At 67.1% G+C, this 19900-nt stretch carries 17 protein-coding genes; 8 read left to right on the forward strand and 9 right to left on the reverse strand.

Annotated features, from left to right (window positions below; genetic code table 11):
- Positions 1–63: 63 nt before the first annotated feature.
- Positions 64–567, forward strand: a complete 504-nt coding sequence (locus MDN94_RS15320) for an LPXTG cell wall anchor domain-containing protein (protein ID WP_482726352.1) — start codon at positions 64–66, stop codon at positions 565–567.
- Between the two features lie 650 nt (positions 568–1217).
- Here the strand turns inward: MDN94_RS15320 and MDN94_RS15325 are convergent.
- From MDN94_RS15325 to MDN94_RS15335, 3 genes are all read right to left on the reverse strand, one after another.
- On the reverse strand, positions 1218–2096 hold the full coding sequence (locus tag MDN94_RS15325; RefSeq protein ID WP_482726353.1) for a GDP-L-fucose synthase family protein: 879 nt from the start codon (positions 2094–2096) through the stop codon (positions 1218–1220).
- Between the two features lie 225 nt (positions 2097–2321).
- On the reverse strand, positions 2322–3095 hold the full coding sequence (locus tag MDN94_RS15330; RefSeq protein WP_482726354.1) for an FkbM family methyltransferase: 774 nt from the start codon (positions 3093–3095) through the stop codon (positions 2322–2324).
- A 224-nt stretch (positions 3096–3319) separates the two neighbouring features.
- Positions 3320–4411, reverse strand: a complete 1092-nt coding sequence (locus MDN94_RS15335; RefSeq protein WP_482726355.1) for a glycosyltransferase family 61 protein — start codon at positions 4409–4411, stop codon at positions 3320–3322.
- A gap of 210 nt (positions 4412–4621) precedes the next feature.
- On the opposite strand from MDN94_RS15335, the gene MDN94_RS15340 reads away from it, so the two are divergent.
- The 7 genes from MDN94_RS15340 to MDN94_RS15370 all read left to right on the forward strand — a co-directional run bounded on the left by MDN94_RS15340 (position 4622) and on the right by MDN94_RS15370 (position 12769).
- Positions 4622–5902 carry a nucleotide sugar dehydrogenase gene (locus MDN94_RS15340; RefSeq protein ID WP_482726356.1) on the forward strand — a complete coding sequence of 427 codons (1281 nt, stop codon included), beginning with the start codon at positions 4622–4624 and terminating at the stop codon, positions 5900–5902.
- A gap of 171 nt (positions 5903–6073) precedes the next feature.
- The gene (locus tag MDN94_RS15345; RefSeq protein ID WP_482726357.1) at positions 6074–6928 is read left to right on the forward strand and encodes a glycosyltransferase family 2 protein; all 855 of its coding nucleotides are present in this window, start codon (positions 6074–6076) and stop codon (positions 6926–6928) included.
- A 4-nt stretch (positions 6929–6932) separates the two neighbouring features.
- Positions 6933–8246 carry an O-antigen ligase family protein gene (locus MDN94_RS15350; RefSeq protein WP_482726358.1) on the forward strand — a complete coding sequence of 438 codons (1314 nt, stop codon included), beginning with the start codon at positions 6933–6935 and terminating at the stop codon, positions 8244–8246.
- Positions 8189–9202 carry a GDP-mannose 4,6-dehydratase gene (gene gmd / locus MDN94_RS15355; protein ID WP_482726359.1) on the forward strand — a complete coding sequence of 338 codons (1014 nt, stop codon included), beginning with the start codon at positions 8189–8191 and terminating at the stop codon, positions 9200–9202. The genes MDN94_RS15350 and gmd overlap by 58 nt, the downstream gene beginning before the upstream one ends.
- A gap of 3 nt (positions 9203–9205) precedes the next feature.
- Entirely contained in the window at positions 9206–10102 is an 897-nt protein-coding gene (locus tag MDN94_RS15360; protein WP_482726360.1) for an FkbM family methyltransferase, read from the forward strand.
- Positions 10103–10137: 35 nt separating this feature from the next.
- A complete protein-coding gene (locus tag MDN94_RS15365) occupies positions 10138–11583 on the forward strand; it encodes an oligosaccharide flippase family protein (RefSeq protein WP_482726361.1) in 1446 nt (481 codons plus the stop codon).
- Between the two features lie 388 nt (positions 11584–11971).
- Positions 11972–12769 carry a methyltransferase domain-containing protein gene (locus MDN94_RS15370; RefSeq protein WP_482726362.1) on the forward strand — a complete coding sequence of 266 codons (798 nt, stop codon included), beginning with the start codon at positions 11972–11974 and terminating at the stop codon, positions 12767–12769.
- A gap of 455 nt (positions 12770–13224) precedes the next feature.
- On the opposite strand, the gene MDN94_RS15375 is transcribed toward MDN94_RS15370, so the two are convergent.
- The 6 genes from MDN94_RS15375 to MDN94_RS15400 form a co-directional block, all read right to left on the reverse strand.
- Entirely contained in the window at positions 13225–14565 is a 1341-nt protein-coding gene (locus MDN94_RS15375) for a glycosyltransferase family 4 protein (RefSeq protein WP_482726363.1), read from the reverse strand.
- A 17-nt stretch (positions 14566–14582) separates the two neighbouring features.
- Positions 14583–15641, reverse strand: coding sequence for a glycosyltransferase (locus tag MDN94_RS15380; protein WP_482726364.1), 1059 nt, complete (start codon positions 15639–15641; stop codon positions 14583–14585).
- Positions 15642–15803: 162 nt separating this feature from the next.
- Complete coding sequence (locus MDN94_RS15385) at positions 15804–16502, reverse strand: class I SAM-dependent methyltransferase (RefSeq protein ID WP_482726365.1); 699 nt, start codon at positions 16500–16502, stop codon at positions 15804–15806.
- Positions 16503–16600: 98 nt separating this feature from the next.
- On the reverse strand, positions 16601–17380 hold the full coding sequence (locus MDN94_RS15390; protein ID WP_482726366.1) for a glycosyltransferase family 4 protein: 780 nt from the start codon (positions 17378–17380) through the stop codon (positions 16601–16603).
- 453 nt (positions 17381–17833) lie between these two features.
- Entirely contained in the window at positions 17834–19021 is a 1188-nt protein-coding gene (locus MDN94_RS15395; RefSeq protein WP_482726367.1) for a glycosyltransferase family 4 protein, read from the reverse strand.
- Between the two features lie 59 nt (positions 19022–19080).
- Entirely contained in the window at positions 19081–19893 is an 813-nt protein-coding gene (locus MDN94_RS15400) for a class I SAM-dependent methyltransferase (RefSeq protein ID WP_482726368.1), read from the reverse strand.
- Between the last annotated feature and the right edge of the window lie 7 nt (positions 19894–19900).

A 19900-nucleotide genomic window follows, 5' to 3' on the forward strand; every position in this document is an offset into this window, starting at 1 on the left:
ACCGTACTCGCGGGTCGGACCTTTGAGACATCGGCCTGATTCCACCTGAGGAGCGTGAATGCGATGACGACGTCATCGAAATGGCGTGCTGCCTTCGCGGCCACGGCAGCCTCTGCTGTCCTGGCCGCACTTCCCGTCGTAGGTGCCCAACCTGCCCACGCCCAGCCCTATCCGCCCGATCCCCCGAGCCTCACTCTCAGCGCCACCACCGTGGACGCAGGAGACGAGCTCAGCTTCACCGGGACCGGATTCGATCCGAACGAGGGGGTGGGCGCATTCCTCCTTTCGAGGCCGATCAAGCTGGGCTACTTCTCCGCTGACAGCAACGGCACGGTGGAGGGGACCGTCACCATCCCCAAGTGGACAGACCCGGGCCGGCACACCTTCCGTCTCAAGGGAAAGGAATCGAAACTGAAGCTCTCAGCCAAGATCACCGTACGCTCGCACAAGCCTCACCTCGCCAACACCGGTGAGGACCGCTCGGCCCTTCTGCTGGGCGGAGCCGCAGGGTTGCTCGCGCTCGGAGGCGGCGCGATGGTGGCCGCCCGCCGACTGAAGCGTGACTGACCACCTGGTTTCATCAGGCAGTTGCGAAGCCTGGCAGTACCGGCGGCCGACAGCCGATCTCCCGACGCATGACTCGCGTCGTCGGAGGACGTGCTCTCGGCCGCCGCCGCCATGCCCCCTCACGCCGCCCCTGGCGGCTCGTTTCGCGGGCAGCATCCGAACAAACCCCACGCACGATCACACCGGGGGCGGCTCCAGCCTCGAAGACGGGCGCCTGCATCTATCGGCCGGGCCGTGCTGAGCGCGGTGGCCGCGGACCTGACCGCCGAGCCGTCGGCGGCACGCGTCCACCGCGACCGCCTCGGCCACTGGTACGCCTCCTCCGTCGCGCCCACGCGGGCCCGCAGCCACTCCGGGCGACCGGCCGGGCCATCGGCGTCGACCGGGGCGTCAAGGAGACCGCGGCCACCACCGGCGACCATGACGATCTGCCCCAACCCAGGCACGGCAGGAAGGCCGCCGCGCAGCTCGACGCACGCGAGCGCAAGTTTGCCCGCCGCCGACCTGAGAACGGGGAGGCAGCCTCCAAGGGCTACCGCAGGGCGAAGCGGCATGCGGTCGAGGTGCACCAGGAGATCGCCCGACAGCGCATGGACATGCCCACCGCGCGGACGAATCGCCCCTGGTTCCCGAGCCGGTGCGGGAGCCGGTCAGTGCCGGAGCGTGCCCGACGCGAGGCTTTCCACGTACCACCCGTATGTCTGCGTGATTCCTTCCCGCAGAGCGATACGAGGAGTCCAGCCGAGCGCGGTGAGCCGGGACACGTCGAGGAGCTTGCGCGGCGTACCGTCCGGCTTGGTCGGATCCCACTCGATGCTCCCCCGGTACCCGACAACATCCGCCACGAGCCCCGCCAGTTCACGGATGCTCAGGTCCGTGCCGGTGCCGACGTTGACCGGACTGTCCGCGTCGTAGTGCTCAAGCAGGTGCAGGCACGCCCGGGCCAGATCGTCCACATGGAGGAACTCCCGGCAAGGCGTGCCGCTGCCCCAGTTCACCACCCGTCGCGCACCCGATTCCTTCGCCTCGTGGAATCGCCGGATCAGTGACGGCAGCACGTGGGAGTCCTCGGGGTGGAAGTTGTCACCGGGCCCGTACAAATTGGTCGGCATGGCGGAGATCCAGGGCAGACCGTACTGGCGTCGGACCGCCTGTACCTGCATGATCCCGGCGATCTTGGCGATGGCGTAGGCGTCGTTGGTCGGCTCCAGAGGGCCTGTCAGCAGCGCCTCCTCGCGGATGGGCTGCTCGGCGAACTTCGGGTAGATGCAGCTGGACCCCAGGAAGAGCAGCCGCTCCACCCCGTGCTTCAGGGCGGCGTCCAGCACGTTCACCTGGATACGGAGATTGTCGGAGAGGAACTCGGCGGGCCGGGTGGCGTTCGCCTTGATCCCCCCAACCCGCGCGGCCGCGAGTACGACCACGTCGGGCCGCACGGCCGCGAACCAGTCGAGGACCGCCCCGCGCTCGCGCAGATCCAGCTCCGCCGATCCTGGGCCGACCAGGTCGGTGAATCCCTCACGCGCCACGTGCCGCCATACCGCTGATCCGACGAGCCCGCTCCTCCCCGCGACGAACACGCGTGCCGAGCGGTCGAGGGGGCGGTGGACGCTTCTGTCGGTCGCAACTCCAACGGCGGTCGGCGCCGGAGAGGTGGGGTGAGCGGCATCGCTGCCGGCGTTCATGCAGGTTGACATGGGTGTCGCTTCCTCAGCGTGGGCCGCAGGACGGGATCGGGCCCGGAACGCACGAAGTCAGCAAGTGCTTCCGGACCGCCCTGCGGCCACTGCGTCCCGGGTGAAGAGGAAATTCACATAGCGCGCCGGTGGAACGAAGCCGGCCGTCACGGGTGCAGGTCCCCTGCTGCCGAGATGCCGGATATGACGGTAGCCCAGGTCGAACGCGGTCTCCCGGACCTTGCTCAGGGCTGCTTCGTCGAGGCACTCGGCGATGATGGCGGGGTGGTGGGCGCGAATGCTCTTCTCCAGGCCGCGCAGCACCTGCGGTTCCAGCCCCTCCACGTCGATCTTGATGAGGTCGACCGCACGTCCGTCGAGCACCTCGTCCCCCGTGGTGACCTCCACGTCGGCGGTGCTTTGCGCGGGCCACCTGTCCAGCAGCGAGGCTTTCGTCGCGTTGTCGGGGATCCTCAGCCGGGTGCGCCCAGGTGTATCCGAGAGTGCCTTGTCGATGACGGTGACGCGGCTCTCGAACCGGTTGGCCCGGATGTTGCGGTTCAGCATGCGGGCTGCGGCCGGGTTGGGTTCGACGGCCAGGGCCTCCAGCTTCGGGTTGGCCCTGCAGGCGAGGAGGGTGTAGATGCCGGAGAAGGCGCCGATGTCGACGAACCGACGTGCGTTGCGGGCGAGTTGGTACAGGAGCGGGTGGGTGGTCTCCTCCCAGTGCCGCATGTTGGTCCAGATCAGGCCACGGGCCAGGATGTCAGCGTCACTGCTGACGTAGCGGAAGGTGCGTCCGTCGGGGGCGCGTAGGCTCCACTCTCCCGTCGGATGCAGGCGTCTCCACACTGCGCGAGGGACTACGCCGCGCAGAGCCGCGGCACGAACAGCCTGTTGGCAGCCCGGAACGCGGAGGAAGAGGTCGCGTGTGCTGGTCAAGATCTCTTTGGAGGACACGGGCGGCAGCATAATCAGGGCATATGGCGCAGGTTCGCCAGTGGGGTGTGTTGTTGCGCGGGGGCGGCGGAATTCACTCCGGCGCCGCACTCCTGTGTCCGACCCTTGGGCGCAGCTCAGTACCCGGCGCCCGCACCCTCGTTCACAAGGGCTTCGAGCCGATCCAGTGGGGCAACGGGCGATGCGACGATGTAGTCGTAGTCGATGCCGAGGTTGCGGCTCAAGCGGGCATAGCAGTCGTTGAACCATGAGTCAGGGAAAATCTCGATCACCCGCTCGGCACGCTGAGCCCACACCAGGTTGGCCAGACCGGCTCCGTGTGGAGCAATGACCGTACGGGCGCCGGCGAAGAGCGCTCGCTGCTCCTCGAAGGACAGGTCCTGGGCGTACACCACTGTGACGCCCGCCTGCCGCATCGCGCGCTCGACCTCTGCCTCGTTCGACAATGCTCGCTTCGAGTCCTTCAAGCGGCTTACGTAGACAGCGCCGACGTCGACGGGGTCCGCAGGAAAGGCTGCGCGCAGTCGGTCGATCTCAGCACGTTGGACGAAGCCGGACATCGGCTCGACGGCGGCGAGGACGCAGGAGTCGACGTGTGCGATGTCGTCCAGGCGGACGATTCTGGAGGGTCCGACCAGGTGCTCCGCAGCCGCCAGCACATGGGCCGGCACGCTCCTCGGCATCAGGAGCAGCGCCTCGGGCTCGACACTGAGAGCGAAGACCGCAGCGGGGAGGACCTCGAGCAGCCAGTGGTAGTAGCCCGTCGGCGGGAAGGCGATGACGGGACGACCAGCGAGCCGCTTGACCGGGAGCAGCGGTTCGTGGCGGACGTCGCCCCAGCCGAGCGACCGGATGAGGGATCCGTAGCTCTCTTCCAGGACGGGGCCACCGGGCAGCCAGGTGAGGCCGCTGTGCGGGCTGAGCAGCACGTCGTGAAGCCGGTACGCATGGCGCTCGTCGAACGCCTTGGACCGGCGGAACCGCGGTGGGAAGCCGAAGGGGAAGTCGTAGCGCTCGACCACGGCCTCCGTCCTGGTCAAGGACTCGCTCACATGCCTGGCGATCCTGGGCTCGTGCATGCGTTCCGCGATCGAGCGCACATAGACCCGCGGCATTCCTCCTGAGACCGGTCCGAGCAGAGCCTGGCTGGCGGTCCTCGCCATCAGAACTCTGCCGCGGGCTGTCAGTTCGCGCAGCTTCGGCGTCATACCCCGGAACGTAGGACAGGGCAACTGGTGCCCTTCGGTTACGCGCCCACCATCGGCCGCGTGTTCACCCATTGCGCCGGTTCCGTTCGGCGCCGGTTACGGAATCAGAGTGATCCCCCGGCAGACACATGCGGAGAAGGGTAGTCGGAGCGGCCGGGCATGCGACGTTGGGATCGTGATACTCCATTCTGAAAATCCGGGGTGGTAAGTGTGGGTCCTCCCCCATTCCGGCACCAGCGCAAGCTGGTCGTCGTCGGTCAGGGGTACGTCGGTCTCCCGCTGGCCATGCGCGCGGTGGAAGCGGGATTCTCCGTCGTCGGCGTGGACACGGACGAGCTGCGGGTCAAACGCCTGGCGGCCGGCGATTCGTACATCGAGGGAGTAGGCAATACGCGTCTGATCGCCGCTCTGGACAGTGGCCGCTACAAGGTGACCACCGACTACGGCGAAATCTCGGACTTCGACATCTGCACGATCACCGTGCCGACGCCGCTGCGGGAGGGCGTGCCGGATCTGAGTTTCGTGGAATGTGCCGCCCGGAGCATCGCCTCCCATATCACCCCTGGTGCCACTGTTGTTCTCGAGTCGACCACATACCCAGGCACCACGGAGAGTCTGCTGCGACCATTGCTGGAGAGCGGCAGCGGGCTGAAGGCCGGTAAGGGCTTCCACCTCGGCTACAGCCCCGAGCGTATCGACCCGGGTAATCCGCAGTGGCAGCTGGAGAACACTCCCAAGGTCATCTCCGGGATCGACGCCGCCTCACTGCAGGACATCGAGCGCTTCTATGCACGCATCGTCGAGCGCACCGTGCCCGTGTCCTCCTGCCGTACCGCGGAGCTGACCAAGCTGCTGGAGAACACCTTCCGTCACGTCAACATCGCCCTGGTGAACGAGATGGCGACGCTGTCGAGGGGGCTCGGGGCTGACATCTGGGAAGCCATCGAGGCCGCCGATACCAAGCCGTTCGGCTTCATGGCCTTCAGGCCGGGCCCCGGTGTGGGCGGGCACTGCCTGCCGGTGGACCCGTCCTATCTCTCCTGGCAGGTCAAGCGGCTGCTACGGCAGAGTGTCCGGTTCATCGCGCTGGCCAACGAGATCAATGAGGGGATGCCGGACCACGTCGTCTGGCGAATCAGCCGGGGCCTGAACGAACGCGGGAAGTCCGTCAACGGCTCCCGGGTCCTGCAACTGGGGCTGGCCTACAAGAAGAACACCGGTGACATCCGCGAGTCACCTTCCATCATGCTCGCCCGGTCCTTGCAGGACCTCGGCGCCCGGGTCGTCGCGGTGGAACCGCACACCGACTCCTATCTCCTTCCCGCCGACATCGTCTGCGTGGAGTTGACCGAAGCCGAAGTCCGGGCGGCCGACGTGGTCGTCGTGGCAACCGATCACGATGATTTCGACTATGCGCTCGTCGAGCAGGCCGCAGCGTACATTTTCGACACCCGCAACCGCTGTCGGGCGGAGCAGGTCGAGGTCCTGTGAGCCCGCCTTCCTGTGCCCAGTGCGTCGCGATCGGTAAACAGGGGGCGGGGCCGCCGGCCGTCCTCGGTGCCGTCACGTGGTCGAGCCCGTTGGAAGCAGCGCGGCCTGGTTGAGGACTCACGAGCGACTCCCTCCCCGTAATGATGAGGCCTTCCAGTTGAGGAGTCTCACGTGCCACCAGTCCATATCGCGGTGCTGATGACCAGTCACAACCGTCACGACAAGACCCTCGCCGCACTCGCCGCGCTCTCCGAACAGCGCGGGCTGCCGGAGGGCACCACGGTACGCACCTACCTGGTGGACGCCGGCAGCGTCGACGGCACACCCGAGGCGGTTCGCGCCGCCCACCCCGAGGTGAAGGTCACCACGGTCGGCCCTGACGTCTACTGGAGCCACGGTATGCGGATCGCGAGCCGCAACAGTCGGCTATGCGGCGAACCGGCCTGGGACTACCAGCTCTGGCTCAACGACGATGTGACGCTGGAAGGGGACGCGCTCACCGTGCTGCTCGACACCGCACACGCGGTCGGCCCCGGCAAGGTCGTGGTCGGCGCCGTGCGTGCGTCGGCCGATGACCGCACCACATACTCGGGACGCCGCGGCCGTGCGCTCGCGCTCGTCGAGCCGACCGGTCGACCCGAGCGCTGCGACACGTACAACGGCAACGTGGTGCTGTTGCCCAGGGCGGTGTGTGAAACGGTCGGCGACATCGACGAGGTCTTCCAGCACGGCATCGGCGACTACGATCACGGATTCCGCGTCCGCCGGGCCGGCATTCCCGCCTATGTGACGCCGTGCCACGTCGGCGTCTGCGACCGCAACCCACCACACACCGGGTCCCGAGAACCGGGAATCGGCGTGCGCGAGGCGCTGCGCCGGATCACCTCGCAGCGTGAACTGCCGCCGCGTCAATGGTGGGTCTACTGCCTGCGGCACGGTTGGCCACGGGCTCCGCTGCTGATGTTCTCGCCCTATGTGAAGACCGCGGCGCGAGCCTCCTTCCGTCGCTCTCCCGCGGGGGGATGATCCGTTGCTACTCGATCCGACGACACTGCTCCTCGGCTGCGCCGCGCTCATCGGCTGCGCGGCACTCACCGCGAGCTTCGTCCGCTGGCCCGTCTGGGGAATCGGCCTGTATGTCTCCGTCCAGCTCTGGCAGACGCAGCAGAACATGCGTCAGTCGGTCCCGGGGGCGGGCCTGAATCTGTTGCCCACCGATGTGCTGACCGTGTGTCTGCTGGTCGCTGCTCTCATCATGCTCAGGGGACGAGGGCGCGGCGCCCCGGCCCTGCTTCTCGCCCTGTTGGCACTGACCGGCTACGCACTGGTCCGCGGGTTCGGGATCTTCGGAGTCCAAGCGGCGGGCAATGAGGCCCGAACCAACTTCATTCAGCTTCTCTGCGCCGCACTCTTCGTCGCCGTCCACTGCGCCGGTCGGAACCTGGTGCGCGCGGTCACCCTCATCTGGGTGCTGGCAGCCTGTGCTCTGTCCTGCCTCGCACTGCTGGGGTGGCTGAACGTCGGTATCGGCTCCAACTCCGACCAGATCATGGTCGACGGAGTGCTCACCAACGCCCGCCCGGTAAGTGCTGCTCAAACACTCGTCATCGGCCAGGCGGCCATGATGCTGCTGTGTGCTCGTGGCTCCGCGCGGGGCAGGGTGCTGGCTTCGCTGCTCCTGGCAGTCGTCATGCTGGCCCAACACCGCACCATCTGGCTGGCCGTGGGCGTCATGATCACCGGTTGGCTGCTGTCCCGCCAACGGCAGACGGGATCCCGTGCCGCGGCACTGGCCGTTCTGGGCTCGCTCGGCATGCTCGCCGTGCTGGTCGTTTCGTGGGGAGCCGCCGGCGGGGTCACCTCAAAGCTCACCGCCTCCAGTGAAGATGATCGCACGCTGGTGTGGCGGGTGGAGGGCTGGCAGGCTCTGCTGCCCCGGCTCAAAGAGCTGCCGGACTGGCTACTGGGGCTGCCCTTCGGATCCGGGTACGACCGCGTGCTCAACGGAGTGTTCGTCGCTGTTTCGCCCCACAACTACTACCTGGAGGTCCTGCTGCGTCTCGGCCTCCTCGGCGTTGCGGTCCTCCTCCTGGTGTATGCCACGGCATGGCGCGCAGCAGGAGCGGACAGTGAGAACAAACTGATGCTCCGGCTGCTCATCTGCAGCCAGTTGGTCTACATGATCACCTACTCCCTCACTCCCGAACAGGCCGTCATCCTTGGCCTGTTGGCGGCCTGCGCGCAGCAGCGCGGCGCTTGTCGTCCCCCCACCCTCGAGGAGTCGCCATGTCTGACAAAACCGCACTCATCACCGGCATCACCGGCCAGGACGGCTCGTATCTAGCCGAGCTCCTGCTTTCCAAGGGCTACCTGGTGCACGGCCTCATCCGCCGCTCCTCCACCTTCACCACCCAGCGGATCGACCACCTTTACCAGGACCCGCACGAGCCCGACGCCCGCCTCCGGCTGCACTACGGAGATCTGGCCGACGGCTCTCGCATCGCCGCCCTGCTGGAGAGCATCCAGCCCGACGAGGTCTACCACCTGGCCGCCCAGTCGCATGTCCGGGTCTCCTTCGACGAACCCGAGTTCACCGGGACCACCACGGGCCTGGGTACCACCCGTCTCCTCGAGGCCATCCGGATGACCGGGCTGCCGTGCCGCTTCTACCAGGCCTCCAGTTCCGAGATGTTCGGAACGACCGCGCCCCCGCAGTCGGAGTCGTCGGTCTTCCATCCGCGCTCGCCGTACGCGGCCGCCAAGGTGTACGCGTACTGGATCACCCGCAACTACCGCGAGGCGTACGGCGTCCACGCCGTCAACGGAATCCTCTTCAACCACGAGTCCCCGCGCCGCGGCGAGACCTTCGTGACCCGCAAGATCGCCCGCGCCGCGGCCCGCATCGCCCGCGGCGAGCAGGACTCCCTCCATCTCGGCAACCTGGAGGCCCGTCGGGACTGGGGCTACGCGCCCGAGTACGTCGACGCGATGTGGCGCATGCTCCAGCAGGACGAGCCCGGCGACTACGTGGTCGCCACCGGCACCAGCTACAGCGTGCGCGACTTCCTGGGCTTCTGCTTCGAGCACGCGGGCCTCGACTGGGAGAAGCACATCCGCTTCGACGAGCGCTATCTGCGCCCTTCAGAAGTCCCCGATCTGGTCGGTGACGCCTCGAAGGCCGAACGTGAACTGGGCTGGAAGGCCACCGTTCACGCTCCGGAACTGGCTCGGATCATGGTCGACGCCGAGCTGGCCGCCGTACCCGCTCCGGCTCGCGAGCGTTCGCTGACGGGAGCATGAGCGATGACCACCGCCGCCGCCCCGCAGCTGAGCCATGTCAAGCCCGTGCTGCGCGGTGCCCGTGACCTGCTGATGCGCTCGCGTACCTTTCAGCGGGCGGTACGGGCCGGAACCGTACGCGGCCATGTGCCGCTCACCGTCTGGCGGCATTTGCAGCCCACCGGCGTCTGGCAGGTGCACGCACCCGACGGCAGTACATTCCACTACCACTGCGGCCCGCACGACGTACTCGCCGGGCCGGTGGTCTGGACGGATCTGCGGCTGTGGGAGGAGGCCACCCATCCGCTCTTCTACCGGCTCGCGCGCACCGCGCGTGGGTTCCTGGACGCCGGGGCCTACGCCGGCCTCTACACCCTGCTGGCCTGTCAGGCCAACCCGCGGCTGCACGCCGTCGCGGTCGAGCCCAACCTCGTCGCGACCCGGATGCTGCGCCGCAACATCGACGTCAACCGTTTCGGGCCCAGGGTGCACGTCGTGGGCAAGGCACTCTCGCAGGAGCCGGGCCGGGCACGTCTGACCGTGCCGGAGCGCATCACCACGGCCACCCTGCGGGCCGGAGCCGACGCCCCCGGGCGCAGCACCGTCGACGTGGAAGTGACCACCGCGGATCTGGCGGTCGGCGACCGGCCCATCGATCTGGTGAAGATCGATGTGGAAGGTCTCGAGCCGGAGGTGTTGCGCGGCATGTCCCGGACTCTGGCCACCCACCGTCCGATCGTGATCGCCGAGTGCCTTGACCGGCCCGCCCTGGAACGGCTGCGCTCCACGGCCGCCGAGTTCGGCTACCAGCATGTCCATCACCTCGCTCCGCACGGACCTGTCGCCGTACCGCCCGGCTTCGTCCCTCCTCAACGCCACCAGAACTTCCTGCTGACCACAGCCCCCTTCACCCCCTCATGACCGATGCTCCAAGAGCCGCGGGTCGCATCCGGTCCGTGCTGAGCTGGAGCTACGGCGGCGCCGCCGTGTCCGTCGTTCTCCAGCTCGGCTACACCGCCTGGACCGCGCGCGTGGCATCGCACAGCGCCTTCGGCGCCTATGCGATCGCCCTCACGGTGACGCAATTGCCCGGGCTGATCGCCACGGCCGGTCTCGCGACCTGCGTCCTGCGTGCCGAGCGACTCAGCCGCGCCCTCCTGCGCTCCGCACTGCGGCTCTCGATGCTGACCGGTGTGGCCTGTTGGGTGGTCGTCGAGGTCGCCGCCCCGTGGTGTGCGCTGCTCTGGGGGATGCCCGAACTGACCATTTTGCTGCGGCTGTTGGGCTGCCAGTATCTGGTGGCGCCGACAGGTTGCGTGCTGTTGGCCGCACTGCGCCGGGTCGGCCTGCCCGGCTGTGCAACGGTCGCCGAGCTCACCGGGCAGGTGGCCGGCTGCGTGGTCGCGGCCGTCGTACTCGGCCGCACCGGTTCCGCGGCCGCCCTTGGCCTGGCCCTTCCGGTCGCGGCGTTCACCACCTTCGGTCTCGCCGTGTGCGGATCGGCGGCCAAGCTCGTTCTGGCGCGGGACCCGGGCGCTCCGTCCGGTTCTCTGCTGGGGCTGTCCGGGTTCCTCACCGGCTTCGCGCTGCTGCGCACCCTGGGGGCCACGGCTCCGCTGTGGGTGGCGGGCCGACTGCTCGGTCCCGGCACGGCCGGGCTCTGGTCCCGGGCCCAGATGCTGTCCGACGTACCGGTGAACATCCTGCTCAGGGGCCTCAATCAGGCAGCTGTACCGTTGCTCGCCGACCGCCGCAGCCAGGGACTGTCACTGAACCGGCCCGCGCGGCATCTGCTGTACGCCGCCTCTGCGGGCTTCGTCGCCTTCGGCGCTCTGGCCGGCGCCGGGCCCGCTGCGCTCGCCCTGCTGCTCGGGCCCGGATGGGAAGGGGCCGTAGCGTTGGTGCCCGCCTTCGCCGCGTGGGCAGCACTGCAGGTCGTATATGCAGCCGGGTGTTCGCTTGATCTTGCCCGTGGAGCCCGACGCGACCTCATCCGTGCGCAGCTGGTTCTGCTCGTCGTCACCGCAGTGGGGCTCATCGGGGCCGTCGGGCAGCGTGAGCCCATGCTGTTCGTCGTGACCGGGGTGGCCGGGCTGGCCGTTGGACACATCGTTCAGCTGGTCCGGTGGCACACAAGCGACACGCTCGACGCCGGCGGCGTGGGCCGCGCCCATCTCACGCACTGTGCGGCCGGGGCCATGCTGGCTGTGGCCGGCAACTGGGGCGACCGTGCGCTGGGTGGTTTGCCCGGCGCGGTGCTCGCCATGTCTCCGGTGCTGCTGGGGTGTCTGCTGCTGCGTCGTCGGTCGCCGGCCTACCAGGCAGCGGCCGAGATCGGACTTCTGCGCCGCCCGGGTCGCCGGGTGAAGCAGCCTGCGACCGTTCCGGTGCTCCGGCCGTGAGGGAGTCCCGCAAGAACGGTGCGGTCCTCTGCCGGGACACCCTCGCCGAGAGCCGCCGCGTGGCCGGGTGCTGTGGACCTCACCCGCCCTCCCGGGCCGGTGCTCCGTGAACTGGATGACGTAAGTCGCAGCAGCCGTCCTCGCCCTGGATCCGGTGCGCTGAAGGAGTCGTGACTCGTATGCAGTCGGAATTTCCCGCCCAAGGAAGCGACCACCATGCGGAGTCAGGTCGATTTCGCCGCGGCATCGCTCGAGAACGAGTGTGGGATGCCCAGGGGTTTCTCATGCCTCACCCAATTTCCTGTGCAACACCCTGTGGTTCTCATCTGCTCGGCGACGCTGCTGTGATACGACAAAGGTCCGACCGAGCGGCCGACAGGGAGAGCAAGTGGCGGCGAAGCTGGCTACCGAACTTGAATCGTTCCGGAGCATTTGGAAGGGCGGGTTCTTCGGAGCCGACCCGCTCGAACCACTGGACTCCCTTTACGGGCTGTGGGGCTACACGTCGATGCAGCACGCCATTTACCTGGCCTGCATCAAGCCGTACATCAACAGCGGGACCAGCGCCGTGGAGATCGGCCCCGGACGGGGAGCATGGACGCGTGCCATGGTCCGTGCCGGCGAGGTCTACTGCCTGGATGCCCTCTCGGCCGAACACAACGGCTTCTGGGAATACGTCGGCAGGCACGAGAACGTTCGGTACTTCAAGGTCGAGGACTTCAGCTGCGGAATGCTGGCCGACGACAGCGTCGACTACCTGTTCAGTTTCGACGCGCTGTGCCACGTCAGTTTCGACGGTATCTCCGCTTATATGGCCAGCCTCTTTCCGAAGTTCCGCTCAGGGGCACATGGTTTCATCATGGTGGCGGACTATGCCAAGTACAACAGCTTCGTGGAGAACCTGCCCCGCTTCGACGTGACGCGGACTCTGCTGGCGAGGAACGGTGGGCAGTTGAAGCGGCGCCTGGTCGACGCCTACCTGCTGCCGCTGCAGACACGCGCCCGCAACCGGGCACCTTTCCGCCCGCTGAATCTCTCGGAGGACGACGTGGCACGCCCGGGCCGGTGGTACAACGCAGGCGGCACGCGCACCTGCGAAATGCTGGAGAAGCTGGGCTACGAGGTTCTGGATCCGGACATGGAACTGGATTACCGCAGCCCGGTGATTCACTTTCGCAAGCCCTGACACCTGTCCGACGGGGGTCCGAGGACGGCGGCCCCTTCCCGACCGTGCAGACCGTGCCGCACCCGGCCCGGTGGTCGGAAGAAGGGCAAGCAGCCCGGTGATCCGGGAACCGCGCCGGCCTCGAGCGGCACCGTGGAGCGGGTGGGGCACCGGGGCGAACGCGACCTGCGACCCCGGATGAATCAGTACGTGGTGGTCAACCGGAACCCGCACCTCGATGAGGTGCGGGTTCCGGTTGACCCGTTCTGATAGCGGCCTGTCGGGGGCAGCCGACGGGCGGATGATGCAGTCGTGGAGGCGTGTGACGCTGTCGGTGACAGGGCGCCACTTGACGCCGTTGTCCACGCGGCCGGACCGGCCGTCCGTACATCTACCACCAGGCACTGTTCATCCCGAGGCCGGCGGACATCGCTTCAACCAGCAGGCCGGCCAGGACCGGGCTCGGCACCGGAGCGCTAACTGGGCCTGCCGAGCAGCACACGCAAGGCTGAAGCATGCCGGGCAACCTGTTCGTACTCGGCTTCGTAGGCTGGTACGACGTTGGGCCAGGCGAAGAGCCGAGCCCGTGCAAGCGCCTGCTGGCTCAGTTGGGCACGGAGGTCGGCGTTCCTTGCCAGCCGCACAATGCCCTGGGAGATCGCCTTTGGCCGACGCACGTCGACCAACTCGCCGGCACGGCCCAGATCGAGGAGCCAGGGCACCGCTCCCGAGGAGCGGCCGGCCACTACCGGCCGTCCCCTTGCCATTGCTTCGAGCACGGTCATCCCGAAGGATTCTTCGAGGGTGGGTGCCACAAAGATATCTGCGGTGTCCATGGCGGCCAGCACTTGCTCGGCCGGCATAGTGCCGACGAAGGTCACTCCATCAGTCAGTCCATGGCTTCGTGCCCAGCGTTCCGCCTGATCTCCGGGGCCGTGTCCGCCGCCGATCAGCGTCAGTTCGACATCCCCCAGCTCATCACGAATGGCGGGAAAGGCGCGCAGGAGGGCACTCGTGTTCTTGCCCTTCGAAAATCCGGAGCTCACCGACAGCAGGTGTCGAACAGGGTGATGAATCCTTGGCGGCTCGTGTCTGAACGCAGAGGTGGGGAGGCCGTTCGGCACCACGGTGGTCGTGCCTCGACACCATCGCCGCAATCGATCACCGATGTAGGGCGAGACTGCCGTGAGGTGTCTCGCTTTCGCCAGACAACGGCCCTGCATGGCGAGCCGCACCATCCGATAGGCGTCCGGCTGGTGCCTCAGAATGGCGGGCGCCCAGTCTCGTACAGTCACCAGTGCGGGATGCCGACCTGCCAGAGCTCCCAACGCGAACTCATATGTCCAGTGGGCGTGCACCACGTCGACGTCTACCGAGTCGAGCAGTGTGCGAACGGCCTCGCGTTCCCGCCGGAAGGCGTCTCTGGCGCGGTGCCGATGGCGGTAGGGGCCGGTCAGGACATCGACCGTACCGATGCGGGAGTGCACGGGTCTGTCGATTTCGCGACTCAGGGTCACAAGGGTCACGTCATGACCCCTTGACGCAAGCTCCGCGACCATGGCTGCCGTGCCCGGTCCTCCCAGACCTGTGGGTGTGGTCTGCTCAGTGGACGTGTCGAGCAGACGTGCAAGCCGCGGCAGATCAACCGGCGCAGCGATCGCTACTCGCATTGGCATCCTTCCTGGTTGTTGGGCACTGCTCGCACGGGACCTGAGACGTGTCTGATGCGAGCGAGCACCCTGTCGGCCCCGACCTTGGTGCAAGGCGAGGAGAAGGAGCCGGCCCGGCCCCGGGATCGGGCAGCGCGTGCGGGCCATGACATGCCATCAACGCATCAACGGGGGCCACGGGCACTCCCGGGACGGACCAGTCGGTGATAGATCTCGGCGTAGTCGGCTACGCCCCGCTGCAGCCCGAACCGATCCCCGAATGATCGAGCCGCCCCCAAAGGAGGCCCGCTCTCGCAGAAATGCGCAGCCCTCTGGATGGCGGCGGAGAGCTGGGCGGGGCGGGTGTCGGTCAACCACGCGGCCGGGCTGGCTCCTGCCACGTCCCTGAGCCCGGGAACATCTGCGAGCACCAACGGCAGACCCGTCATGAGTGCTTCGACAGCAGCCAGCCCGAGTCCCTCGTATGCGGAGGTCATGACGAACACATCCGCGGCGTGCAACGCCTGCAGCGGATGCCTGTGCCCCAGGAATCGGACTTTGTGCGAGATGCCCAGTTCCTCGGCGAGACGTCGCTCCTTGCCGGTTCCGTCCTCTTCTCCCACATGGAGGTACACCAGGTCCGGCATTTCGGAGATGTGAGCGACGGCTTCCAGGACCGCCTCATGGCGTTTGACGGGCCCGCAGTTCCCGACGCTGACCACCGCGAAGTCGTGGTCGTGAAGTTTCAGGGCTTGCCGTGCCTGGTCCCGCTGATCCTTGGTCGGCGGTGTGAACTCGTTGCTGCACCAGTTCTCAATGACCTGGGACGGGTTCCCGAAACGCCGCTTCTCATTGTCGGCCACCCCATGGCTCACGCCCACGTGAACGACGCCCATGCGGCGAAGGGCGTGGCGCTGCAGCTTTCGCTGTGCACGCAGCATGCCGCCGAATCCGAAGACGCTGTGCACAGTACGGACGACCCCTGCTCCAGCGCTGAGGGCAGCGAGGCCGAAGTGGAAGCTGGCTCGCTCGGGGTGCAGGTGAACCACGTCGTAGCCACCATCGCGCACCCGTCGGGCGAGCCGCGGCGGGACACGGAACAGCTGTCGGTCCGGCTCATGGAGCACCGTGTAGCCGACATCTCGTAGGTCGGCCGCGAAGGGGCCGGGCTCGGGCCCCACGGCCAGCACGTCCACCTTGATGCCGTGATGCTTCCACTGGCCGGCGGCGGTCTGGAGTATCACCTCGGCTCCCGAGGCCCGCAGTCGGTTCAGAACGTGCAGAACGTGAACATCCCCACGCCCATATCGGCCGTGTTCCATTCGGGGCCTCCGTTGGGTTGAACCCGATCAGTCAGGTCTCGACCGTCGGCTCAGCCAGATGCCGCTGTGCGTCCTTCAGGAGTGTCAGCGAGCGATGCCCTGCAGCGTCTGCCGCACGGGCCGCTCCCGGGATGGATTCTTGGCGGCCTCTGCTTCCACGACGAGGGCGAACTCCTCACGGATCTCCATGTCCTTCAGATCCGGATCGTCGCTCTGCCTCGGTTCGAACCTGCGGACATCGGTGAACCCGGCCAGGGTCAGCTCGTCACGCAGTGCCTGGAAGTCCCACAGGTATCCAGCGTGGTGGCCGCACTCTTGAAAGGCGACGCGGAGCAGGTCAACCGGATGATGGGCTTCATAATTCTTCTTGTTCGACAAATCGATGAGGCGCCGTGTTTCGGCGTCCCTCTTTGTGTAGCGTTCCACCAGGTACTCGACGTCCGGCGTTGCCAGTCGAATTCTTCCGCCGGGCACGAGAGCTCGGTGCGCTTCACGGAACAGCCGCCTGTTGGGCTTCATGCGCAAGTGTTCGATCACATTGTCGGCATAGATATGACTGACCGATGAAGTCGGCACCGGCCAGTGTTCTGTCGCATCAAGGTAGTGGCGCGCACACCAACTGACATCAGTGCCGATCCATCCAGGGCGTCTCGTTCTGTGGGCGCCGATCTCGATCTTGCAGGGAGTTGTTGCCGATGCCATAGCTCTGGAAAATCGAAAACGAGCAACCGGACGATTCGCCGCAGCCAATGCGAATTTGATGGTCTCCTTGGGCAGTGACATGGCGACAGTGTGGCACGAACCCTCGAAGGTATTGAGCGGACACTCTGTCCGCACCCGAATTCGCCTGCCACGGCTGCTGGACCCGGGGTCCCCTCCGCTCACGCTTCTCGCTCGAGTATTCCGAGCAGGCCATTGCAGAATCGCGCCGCCATGCCGTCGATCGTGTAATTGGCGGCATCTGATCGGCATGCTTCGCGGAGCGATGCCAGACGGGAGCGGTCGTTGAGCAACTCCTGGACCGCAGCCGCGTATGCCACTGGATCATCCGGTGTGACCACGGCGTTGCGTCCGTTCTCCAGGTATTCGAACTCCGGGGCGTGCCATGGCCAGTCGGTGGTCACAACCGGTGTTCGGAGGGCGAATGAGTCGACCGCGCACAGGCCTACTCGTCCTGGCATCAACATGACGTCGGATACCGCGCCGAGCAGCGCCACACGCTTTCCGGAGTGATGGCCCAGGGCCACCACCGGGCCGTCAGCGGCAGACGCGGCCTCCACCAGGTGACGGTCGGCGCCGTCTCCGGCCACCAGCAGTCGAAAGCCAGGAAGCACAGCCGCCAGGTGGTGGGCGCAATCCAGTAGGAACGGGATTCGCTTCGGAGCGTCGAGCCCACCCACGAAGAGAGCGGTGCGTCCCGGCACGAGGCGATGTCGCCTGCGGAGTTCGGCGGCCTCGGCTTGCTCGGGTGTTCCAGGCATTTCCGCGCGGCTGCGTGCGACCGCCAGTTCCGTGGTGTCCACGCAGTTGCGCAGGACGGTGATCCGGTCGGCGGGGAAGCCGTGGGACGACGCGTGCGCTGCTCCTCCTTCCGTGTAGGCGAAGAACCAGTTCGCGCGGCGCGTGACGACGTCCTTGGCCGCTTCCTGGAAGCGGCTCATGCCCTTCGTGTAGGTACGGCCGTGACCCCACAGAGCGACCTGGGGGGAGTGGCCCGCGGCCGCTCTCATCCGTCGCTTCGCCAGTAGCCAGTACGTCTCGAGGTTGTGAAGCGCCTGCTCCAGCACGACGACGTCGGCGGTGGCCGTCCTGTGCCGCACCTCGTGCCAGAAGAGAGACGGCCCGCCCGGTACGGTCAGGCGCCAGGTCGGAACCTCTACCGCGCCGGCACAGTGAGCGGCGTCCCGGCGTGCCGCAACGCTGGGCGGCGGTGGCCCGTGCAGGACTCTCAGAGTGCAGTCGGAAGCCTTGAGGCGTTCTTGCACACGACTGAAGAAGGCTGTCCTGTAGTGGGGGACATAGGGCTGCACCACGGTGATCCGTCGCAGGCGTTTCGAACTCTTCGGCATCTCGTCCCATCACTGTTCGTGGTTGTGCCACCTGGCCGCCGCCATTCATTCGAGTACGCGGGAGCGGCGCTGAGTGATCGCGGCGGCATAGACCTTCTCCATGCCCGCAGTCCAAGTGCTTTCCGCGTATCGATCCGCGAACGCTTGCCGGCAATGAGCGCGAAGTGCGGGGAAGTGCTCGGAGGCCCGCAGCAGTGCGGGGCGCAGAGGTTCGTCAGTGCCGATGGTCGTCCCGGTGCCCTGCTCACGCACGAGCTGCCCCACCGTGGAACCGGTGAATGCGATCACCCCCAACCCTGCGGCCAGAGCCTCGATGTAGACCAGGGGCTCCGCCCCTTCCAGGCAGCGGCCGGGGAAGACCAGTCCCCTCTGGGACGGCAGGCGACGGCGTAGCTCGTCGTGCGGCAGTTCACCCAGGAAGCGCACCGTCGGCGGAGACACTCGACGGCACTCCTCGGCCAGCGGACCGTCGCCGATGACGTCCAGGGGCTCGTCCGCCGGCCATCTGCTGAGGAGTTCCACCAAGCCCTTCTCCTCGCTGATCCGTCCCACGTAGACCCACCGTGAGCTCGTCTCTTGCGCAGGTGACGAGCCGGATACGCGACCGGCGGAGAGCTCGGGAGGGTCCGCGGTGAAGTTGGGCACCAGAGCGAGCCGCTGCTGTGGGATGCCGGCCCTCAGGTACATCTGCCGACTGGTTCCGGACAGGACCACCAGCCTGTCGGCACGGTGCAGAAGCGGGTCGGCTGCAGCCTGCTTACGGTTTGCCCACGCGAGGGGGATCGTGGCGGTTCGCGAGCTTCGATAGCACCCGTACCGCAACCCGGCCCAACGGTCCCCGTCCAGGCAACGCGTGCATGTGGCTCCTTGGCGGTAGAACGTCGCCGAAGCGCACAGAGCCCGGTAGTTGTGCAGGGTGCCGACCACCGCGCCTTCCCAACGAGCCAACCACCTGCGCCCGAAATTTGGAAACAGGTTGTGCACGTGCACCACGTCGGGACGAAGATTTCGAAGCGCGGGAAGCGGCGAGAGGCCATGTCCCGTGGCGACGGCGGTCGCGGCCCGAAGAGGGTAGAGCGGTCTACGGCTCAGTTCGTCGGTGTGGGCGGCCACGAGGTGAGTTTCGTGGCCTGCACGCCTCAGCGCCTCCAACTGGGCCAGTACGGCGCGGTTCTCACCGCTCGGACTCCCGGAGCCGTAGAAGCTGTGCACAAAAGCGATGGTGTAGGTCACAACGGCACCCCGTGATGTCGTTCAGGCGCGTTCTCTTCCGATCCGTCAAACGCTGTGCGTCACTTACGGTGCCGAGCAACCAGGTTGAAGGTGGTCGGAGGAAAGAACCGCTCTCCGATTGTCTGAAGGACCCCGGACTGCGTCGACCAGTAGCGCTGGACCTCCACTGCCTCGAAGTTCTGCGCGAGGAGGTCACGCAGTGCCTCTTCGTCGACACCGTCGCGGACGACGTGGTACTCGACCATGTCGGCCTCGTTGGTGTCGTCGTAGATGCCACGGATTCGCCGCACGCGGGTGGCGAGACCGCGGCGCAGATCGCCCTGCCCCAGGCGCCACAGAAAGTACGCGTTTCGGTCGAGGTTCATCGACATCCGTGAACGCCGTGGATACCACATAGGGTCCTGGGCGCTGAAGAAGGTTCCGCCCGGGACGATCTGACCCACCACCCTTTCGATCGTGCCCAGGTAGTCGGGAATGTGGTGCAGGACGGAGATGCACACCACTGCGTCCACATCCCCGACTTGGCTGGAGACGGTGCCGTCCTGGTCGTGGATCACGGTGACGTCCGGATTGTGGCGGAAGCGGCTCTGGAGGAAGCGAACGCTGGGCTCGCTCATCTCCGTTACCGTGACCTGCGCACCGGCGGCCAGGAGATGATCGGTGAAGGTGCCGTGGCCGGCTCCCAGTTCGAGTACTCGACATCGCCCGTGCCGGTCGATGACCTCCCGCACGAGAGTGTGCAGGCAGGAGATGAGCCTGCCTCGGATCGTGTGATGGCGAATATGCGGCGAGCCCTCGGCGTAGTCGTGCCCGAGGCCGTGCTCGCGCTCCTGCAGCTCCCTCATCGAGGGCTTGGCCTGAGTCGTCGTCATGAGGAGT

The sequence above is a fragment of the Streptomyces sp. WAC00040 genome (assembly GCF_056835925.1).

Coding starts and splice junctions, on each gene's coding strand:
- MDN94_RS15320 (WP_482726352.1), top strand. CDS start 64: ATGACGACGTCATCGAAATGGCGTGCTGCCTTCGCGGCCACGGCAGCC.
- MDN94_RS15335 (WP_482726355.1), bottom strand. CDS start 4,411: ATGACGCCGAAGCTGCGCGAACTGACAGCCCGCGGCAGAGTTCTGATG.
- MDN94_RS15390 (WP_482726366.1), bottom strand. CDS start 17,380: ATGAGCCGCTTCCAGGAAGCGGCCAAGGACGTCGTCACGCGCCGCGCG.
- MDN94_RS15400 (WP_482726368.1), bottom strand. CDS start 19,893: ATGACGACGACTCAGGCCAAGCCCTCGATGAGGGAGCTGCAGGAGCGC.
- MDN94_RS15385 (WP_482726365.1), bottom strand. CDS start 16,502: ATGTCACTGCCCAAGGAGACCATCAAATTCGCATTGGCTGCGGCGAAT.
- MDN94_RS15375 (WP_482726363.1), bottom strand. CDS start 14,565: ATGGCCCGCACGCGCTGCCCGATCCCGGGGCCGGGCCGGCTCCTTCTC.
- gmd (WP_482726359.1), top strand. CDS start 8,189: ATGTCTGACAAAACCGCACTCATCACCGGCATCACCGGCCAGGACGGC.
- MDN94_RS15360 (WP_482726360.1), top strand. CDS start 9,206: ATGACCACCGCCGCCGCCCCGCAGCTGAGCCATGTCAAGCCCGTGCTG.